The sequence below is a fragment of the Frankia nepalensis genome (assembly GCF_016786325.1).
In the GTDB taxonomy this organism is placed as follows: Bacteria; Actinomycetota; Actinomycetes; order Frankiales; family Frankiaceae; genus Pseudofrankia; species Pseudofrankia nepalensis.
Genome location: NZ_JADWYU010000257.1, coordinates 1 through 7,020, shown reverse-complemented (window position 1 = coordinate 7,020; position 7,020 = coordinate 1). Strand labels below are relative to the sequence as shown.

The following is a 7,020-nucleotide window of genomic DNA, read 5'->3' as shown; positions in this document are numbered from 1 at the left end:
GGTGTTGTGTATAAGAGACAGGCGACCGAGGGCGCGCCGGCCGCGCCGGCGGCGGCGACGGCGACGACGGGCTCCGCCCGCGACGGGCCGGCGTCGACGAGCGCCACCGAGCAGGCAGGCGTCGAGGTGTCAACAGCGAGCACCAACACCCGTCCAGCCTACGGACCGCGGCCGTCCCGGCCGCCGACCGTCCCGGCCGGCTCGCCTCGGGGCGCGCGTGTCGCGCCCGGTCGCATGGCCGTCCGGTCGAACCGCCGTCCGGCCACGCGACCGGGCGGCCACGCGACCGTCCGGCCACCCGCCCGTTCGGCTACGCGTCCGTTCGGCTACGCGTCCGTTCGGTCGTGCGGCCGGGCCGCCGCGTGGGACCGGTCGCGTGGCCGGCGTCGCGCGGACGGCGGGTGGGTGGCCGGTGGACGGCGGGGGCTTGCTGGGCTAGCGCGCCGAGGCGGCGTTCCCAGCGGGCAGCCCGGCGAGCCGGGCGGACCAGCCGGGCCCCGACGGGACGAGCCGGACGTGGCGTGCCTCGCCTTCCTCGTCCCCCTCGGGCCGGTCGATGTCGACCCGCAGGTGCTCCTGCGCGAGCTGCTCGACGCGCCCCGCGCCCCACTCGACGACGGTCAGCGCCACGTCGGTGTCCGCGTCCAGGTCCAGGTCGTCCACCTCGGCGACGCCTCCGAGCCGGTAGGCGTCGACGTGTACCAGCGGCAGCCGGCCGCCGGTGTGCACCCGGGCGAGCACGAACGTCGGCGACGTCACCGGCCCGGTGACGCCGAGCCCGGCGGCGATCCCCTGCACCAGCACGGTCTTGCCCGCGCCCAGTGGCCCGGCCAGCACGATCAGGTCCCCGGGGCGGGTCACCGTGGAGATGCGCGCGCCGAGGGCCCGCATCTGTTCCGGCGTCTGGACCACCAACGGCTCGGCCGCGCCCGGTGGCGGCGAGCCCGACGGCGAGGCTGAAGTCGTCACGTTCCCATCATCCGCGCACGCCCGGCACCCACCGCCGCCCCGCCACGCGGCATGGAGCCGGCCGGTGCTCGCGGCGGGTCACTCACCACCGACCGGCGAGTGTCGCCTCGGCCAGGCGCCGCAGGATGACCAGCCCACCCGGCGTCGGTCGCGCGGCGGAGCCCGCGTCGGCGGACGGCGGGAGGCACAGACTGACCGTGACCACTCGGCTCCCCTCGCGGGCGAGCAGCCAGCCGGGAGTGCTCACCGCCTCGTCTCCGAGGCCCGTGACAGTCGTCGCCGTCACGGGTTGCCGGGGCGGGGCGGCCGGGCTGTACGCGACGAAGCCGCATGGCGACGGTGACAGGTCGGGCCGCGGGCGCAGCCCGGCGAACTCGGCGCGGGCGGCCGCGTCGTCGGTGAACGCGAGAGCCTGGACGCCAAGGGAGCCGGCGGATTGACCCGGTGCCACGGCCGCCGCCTGGACCTGCCACAAGCAGGTCACCGAACGGGCTGGCCAGGGCGCCAGGTCCGTGCTCCCGGTCGATCCGTCCTCGATCCGGGCCGGGAGGGCCGCCACCGTCCACGCGTCCATCGTCGGGACGGCCGCGGCCAACCGCGGCAACGGGCAGTTCGAGTCGAACATGGTCCATGGCGAGGCCGTCCACCATCGTCCCTGGACGAAGCGGAGCCCTCGCTCGTTCGAGGAAGCGGTCGTCTCGAAGGACGGCTGGTCGGGATTGTCGGCGGCGGAGCCGTCGCGCGCCCCGTCCGGGCCGATGGTGACCAGCCGGCGCTCGTCGCCGACCAGCAGTTCGGCCTCGACCCGCCAGCGACAGTCGCAGGATGCCGTCGTCGCGGCGAGCAGGTACGACCTGCTCGCGCCGGCCGGGACCTCGGCGGACCCGTCGGGAGGCGCGACAGCGCTGACACCCATGCCGAGAGCGGGCAGGTCCAGGTTGAGACTGACCACCTCCGGCTGGCTCACGGCGGGTGGCGCCGGACAGGTGAGCAGCGCTCCCCGGACAGGGCTCCTGACGGGGCCGTCGACTCGAACGGTGAATCCGACCACCCGTACCTGCTTGTTCGGGCCCGCGGCGACGTCGGCCCGCAGCGGTGTCGTGTCGGCCAGCACCGCGCCGATCGAGGCCGCCCAGGCGGCCCGACCGCGGCAGTCGTCCCGGCCACCCGGCGGCGCGGGCGGAAGGCTCGGGTCCGTGGGATCGATCGGGAACATGTAGCCGGTGGCCGCCAAAGGGCCCGCGGGGCTGCCCGCCATCTGGTCAGGATCGGCCTGAACGCTGATCAGATAGGACTCGGGGCATCCCAGGCCGAGTCCGTCGCAGGCCCAGTCCCGGGTCCGGCCACCGGCCGGGGTCACCGTCAGCGTGACCGCCAAGGACGCCACCAGCGCGACGGCCACCCCGCCACCGACCAGCCTCCGGACGCGGCGGCGCGCGGGGCTGGGCAGCCGTCCGGTCGCCTGCCGGACCGACCCGACCTCGTCCCAGCCCGGCGGGCTGTCCCAGGAGGGTCGACGATTCGCTCGGTCAGCCGCCGCGGGCTGGGCCGACGAGGGCGCCGGCGGGACCTGGACCAATCCCGCTGGAGCGCCGCCGTCCGAACCGGGCCGTCGTCGCGGCGGTCTGGGCCAGAACCGGGGCCGTTGTCGGGGCCGTTGTCGGGGCCGGGCTCGTCGGAGCTGGGATAGTCGTCGGGGCCGGGCTCGTCGGACCGGGCGCCCTCGTCGCGACGCGCCGGTCCTCGCCAACCTCTCATCCAGTTCTGCCCCCACTGTCACGCCTAGCCAGCGATCCGCCACCAGCATGGCCCGCCCGTGGTTGGAGTGGAACCAGAACGACCCAAATGTTTACAAAGCGTGAGTCATGGTTGATGACTGCGGCCGGTCGGCTGGCTCGGCGGGCCAACGCTCGTTCGGATGGACGCTCTCGAGTGACGGCGGTCTGCGCGGGCGGCGCGTGACACGGGGGGACGACAAGAACCCAGGCGATGCCCAGGAAGCCAACGCCCGACTCGACGAGACTCAAGGCACCGCTCGTTCTGGCCGGACCGCCGCGCCCCCGCCCCAATTCCGACCTCCACCACGCGAACCGTCGCGTCCCTGGACCTGTCCGTCAAAACGCGGTCCCTGGCTCGCGTAACAGCGGACAGGTCCGGAGCCCGGTCCACCGAAGATCCCGTTGCGTCGGGAACATGCCTGTGGATCGGTGGTGGTTGTCCACAGTTCGCGGATATCCCTGGTCGACCAGGCGCGGAAGATTCACGGTAGCGCGGTGCCAGATACTCGGAACCCACTCCAGGCGCGGCGGCCCGCCGCATTCGCCGCCGGACTGCCGCGCGCGGGGGACTGCCTGGACCTGGCCGCCGGATCTGACTACTCGGGTCCGTTGAGCGCGATCCTGGCCGCGCAGGACGGGGTGATCTCCCGTGCTCAGTTGCGCGAGGTGGGAATCGGCCGGGATCACATCCACGCGCAGGTCGTCGCGCGACGTTGGCGGCTGTTCGCCCGCCGGGTCGTGATCACGCATCGCGGTCCGATCACCGATCGTCAGCGGTGCTGGGCGGCCCTGCTGGCGGCCGGGCCGAGGGCGGCGCTCTGCGGTTTGACGGCCGCGGTTCTTGACGGCCTGACCGGCTTCGAGCCCGAGGCCGTGCACGTGGTCGTGCCCCGTAGCGTCCGGGTTCCGCAGATGCCGGGCATACAGGTCCACGAGTCCCGTCGTTTTTCTCCTGACGACGATGTTCACCCGGTCAGGTCACCACCGCGGACTCGAATCGTCCGGTCGGTCGTCGACGGTGCGGTGTGGTCGACAACCCCGCCCAGGGCGGTAGGAATCCTCGCCGCCGCCGTGCAGCAGCGGCTCGTGACCGCGACGCAACTGCGCGGCTACCTCGGCACGCTGGGGACGGTCCGGCATCGAGGGCTTCTGGTCGCCGTGCTTGACGACATCGAGGGCGGGGCTCATTCCTTTGCCGAGCTGCGGATCGGCTGGCTTTGTCGTCGTGCTGGGCTACCGACTCCGCAGCGCCAGGTCGTGCGTCTGGACGGCGATGGCCGTCGTCGCTACCTGGACTGCTACTGGCGTGACTGGGACCTGTCGGTCGAGATCGACGGTGGCGTGCACCTCGCCGCCGAGAGGTGGCGCGACGACCTGTTTCGTCAGAACGATCTGATGATCGATGAGGTCCGGGTGCTCCGCTACTCCAGCCTCGATCTCCGGCTGCGCCCCGAGAAGGCGATGGAACAGCTGGCCCGTGCCTTCAAGCGCCTGCCTCGACGGCCAAGACCGGCATCGTGATGGACATCCCGAATGGACGTTGTGGACCAATTCTCGGCATAGACCACTTCTCGGAGGGCATTCAGGAGACCGCCGCCCCTGACCTGCCTCGATCCCCGTCCCATGCCCCGCCCCTCCTGCAGAACGCGACCGCAGCCAGGCAACCACGACGAATCCGCCAGCAACCAGCGAAACGGCAAGTGGTACTGGCGACCACCCCGCCAGCGACCTGATCCTCTTCCGAATCCTCAGGCACGCGACACAAACGACCAAAGCAACCGGTCGCCTGCCCCGGCAAGCCGGGCTCCGGACCTGTCCGCTGTTACGCGAGCCAGGGACCGCGTTTTGACGGACAGGTCCACGGACCGCGTTTTGACGGACAGGTCCAGGGACACGGGACACGGCACAAATGGCCAAAGCGACTGGTCGCCCGCCCCCAGCAAGCCTGGCCTCGGACCTGTCCGCTGTAGCGCGAGCCAGGGACCGCGTTTTGACGGACAGGTCCAGGGACACGGGACAGGTCCAGGGACACGGCATAAATGACCAAAGCAACCGGCCACCCGCCCCCACCGGGCCGGGCTCCGGGCCTGTCCGCTGTAGCGCGGGTCGGGGACCGCGTTTTGGCGGACAGGTCTGGGGGTGTGGCGAGCTGCGGTGGGGCTGTGAGGTGGCCCTGGCTTGTGCGATGGTCCGTGGTCCAGTTGGCGAGCAGCGGCTGGTGCCTTGGCCCGTCGGGGCGCGACAGGGCGGGCGGCACCGTGTCTGGATGGCGGCACCGTGTCTGGATGGCGGACCGCGTCTGGAGGGTTGTGGAGCGACGGTCTACAACGACGGTCTATGTGCCGCGGTGCTGGCGAGGACGCGCGCCACGGCGGCGGGGAGCAGTGCGGGCAGGTCGGCGGCCGAGAGCGGGCGGGGGGCCAGCTGGCCGGCGAGGCCGTGCAGGTGGGCGGCGACGCTCACGGCGTCGAGGGCGCCGAGGCCGGCGGCCAGCAGGGAGCCGGCGAGGCCGGTCAGCACGTCGCCGGTGCCGGCGCTGCCGAGCCACGGCGTGCCGGTGGTGTTCACCCGCGCGGCGCCACCCGGTTCGACGATCAGCGTCCGGTTGCCCTTGAGCAGCACGGTCGCGCCCAGCGCGGCGGCCGCCTGGCGGACGGTGCCGAGCCGGTCGGTGGCCAGCTGGCGGCCGGTGTCGTCTGCGTCCCAGCCGAGCGCGGTGGTGGTGAGCCGGGTGAACTCGCCCTCGTGCGGCGTCAGCACGACCGGCGCGCCGCGCCGCGCGAGCACCTTCCGCCCGGCGGACGCGCCCCCGCCGCCCCCGCGGCCCCCGCCGTCCTCGCCGCCCGTGGCCGTGTGGCCGACGCCCGCGCCGAAGCCCGGGGTTCCCGCCGGATCGGCGACGGGGTCCCTGCCGGATCGGCGAAGCCCGGGGTCCCTGCCGGATCGGCGAAGCCCGGGGTCCCTGCCGGATCGGCGAAGCCGATCTGGGAGGTCTGCTGGGACGTCTGCTGGCAGGTCGGCGATCCGGGAAGTCGTGGTGAAGCCGACGCCGACGCCCGCCGTCCTGGTGGAGAAGCCCGCGGCGAAGGCCTCGGCGAACAGGTCGAGGCCGCCGGCGTCGAGCAGCAGAGGCAGGTCGGTGGCGACGAGCGCGTCGAGCAGGCGGCGCGCCTCAGGACCGGGGACCACCCCCGGCCCCAGCGCCCACGCCTGCACCCGGCCGGCGTCGAGCATTCCGGCGGCGTCGCCGGGCTCGATCACGGTCACCACCGCCTCGGGATGGGCCCGACAGACGTGCTCGGCGGCCCGTGCCTCGGCGACCACCCGCAGGTAGCCCGCGCCGCCGCGCAGCGCCCCGCCCGTGGCGAGCACGATTGCCCCCGGGTACCGGTCGCTGCCGCCGACCAGTCCCAGCACTCCTCGGGTGTACTTCGTGTCGCCCGGTCCAGGAGCCGGCAGCAGCGCGGCCACGTCGGCGTCGTCGAGCGCGGTGAGGTCCGGGACCGGCAGGTCCAGGCCGATGTCGACCAGCGCCAGCTCGCCCGTGTGGGTGGCGCCGGGGCCTAGCAGCAGGCCGCGCTTGTACGTTCCGAACGTCACTGTCAGGGCCGCCCGCACCGCGGTCCCCGGCGCGGCGCCCGTGTCGGCGTCGACCCCGCTTGGCACGTCGACGGCGATCGTCCGCTCAGGCGGGGCGAGCTCCGCCAGCCGGGCGTGGGCCCCCCGCAGCCCGGGCCGCCCGCCGATGCCGAGCAGCCCGTCGAGTACCAGGTCGGCCCCGGCGAGCAGCGCCGCCACCCTCTCGTCCGGCAGCACCCGCGGGCCCCCGTCGCCAGCCAGTCCAGCCTCGCCGGGGGCGACGACGCGATGCAGCCGGCCGCCGGCGGCGAGCAGCGCGGCGGTGCCCTCCTGATGCGTCCCGCCGGGGGCCAGGGCGTCCACCCGGGCGCCGCGGGCCGCGAGCCGTGCCCCGGTCCACAGCGCGTCCCCGCCGTTGTCCCCGCCGCCGGCCAGCACCACGACCCGCCGCCCGTACACCTGCCGGTCGAGCCGGCGGGCCGCGTGGCCGAGCAGCCCGTACACCGCCCGCTGCATCAGTGCCCCGGGTGGCAGGCCCGCCAACAAGGGCGCCTCGGCGGCACGGACCTGGTCCACGGTGTGAGCGGCGCGCACGCCGCCATCTTCCCGCGCGGCCGGTGGCGACGCTGGCGCGGCCGGTGGCGACGCCGGCGCGGGGCCGGTGGGCGCCGGGCGGCCCGGGGTAGCCCTGGGC

The 7,020-nt window shown here is 74.3% G+C and carries 4 protein-coding genes; 1 reads left to right on the top strand and 3 read right to left on the bottom strand.

Translation table 11 applies throughout. The features are described from left to right. Window positions 1-435: 435 nt before the first annotated feature. On the bottom strand, window positions 436-912 hold the full coding sequence (gene tsaE / locus I6A81_RS39725) for a tRNA (adenosine(37)-N6)-threonylcarbamoyltransferase complex ATPase subunit type 1 TsaE (protein ID WP_407661456.1): 477 nt from the start codon (window positions 910-912) through the stop codon (window positions 436-438). Between the two features lie 139 nt (window positions 913-1,051). Next, window positions 1,052-2,371, bottom strand: coding sequence for a hypothetical protein (locus tag I6A81_RS39720; RefSeq protein ID WP_203004245.1), 1,320 nt, complete (start codon window positions 2,369-2,371; stop codon window positions 1,052-1,054). 985 nt (window positions 2,372-3,356) lie between these two features. Between I6A81_RS39720 and I6A81_RS39715 the strand changes: the two genes are divergently transcribed. Next, window positions 3,357-4,268, top strand: coding sequence for a PDDEXK family nuclease (locus I6A81_RS39715; RefSeq protein WP_203004244.1), 912 nt, complete (start codon window positions 3,357-3,359; stop codon window positions 4,266-4,268). Between the two features lie 801 nt (window positions 4,269-5,069). Here I6A81_RS39715 and I6A81_RS39710 read toward each other — a convergent pair. Further along, window positions 5,070-6,920 carry an NAD(P)H-hydrate dehydratase gene (locus I6A81_RS39710; RefSeq protein ID WP_307875217.1) on the bottom strand — a complete coding sequence of 617 codons (1,851 nt, stop codon included), beginning with the start codon at window positions 6,918-6,920 and terminating at the stop codon, window positions 5,070-5,072. Window positions 6,921-7,020 lie beyond the last annotated feature (100 nt).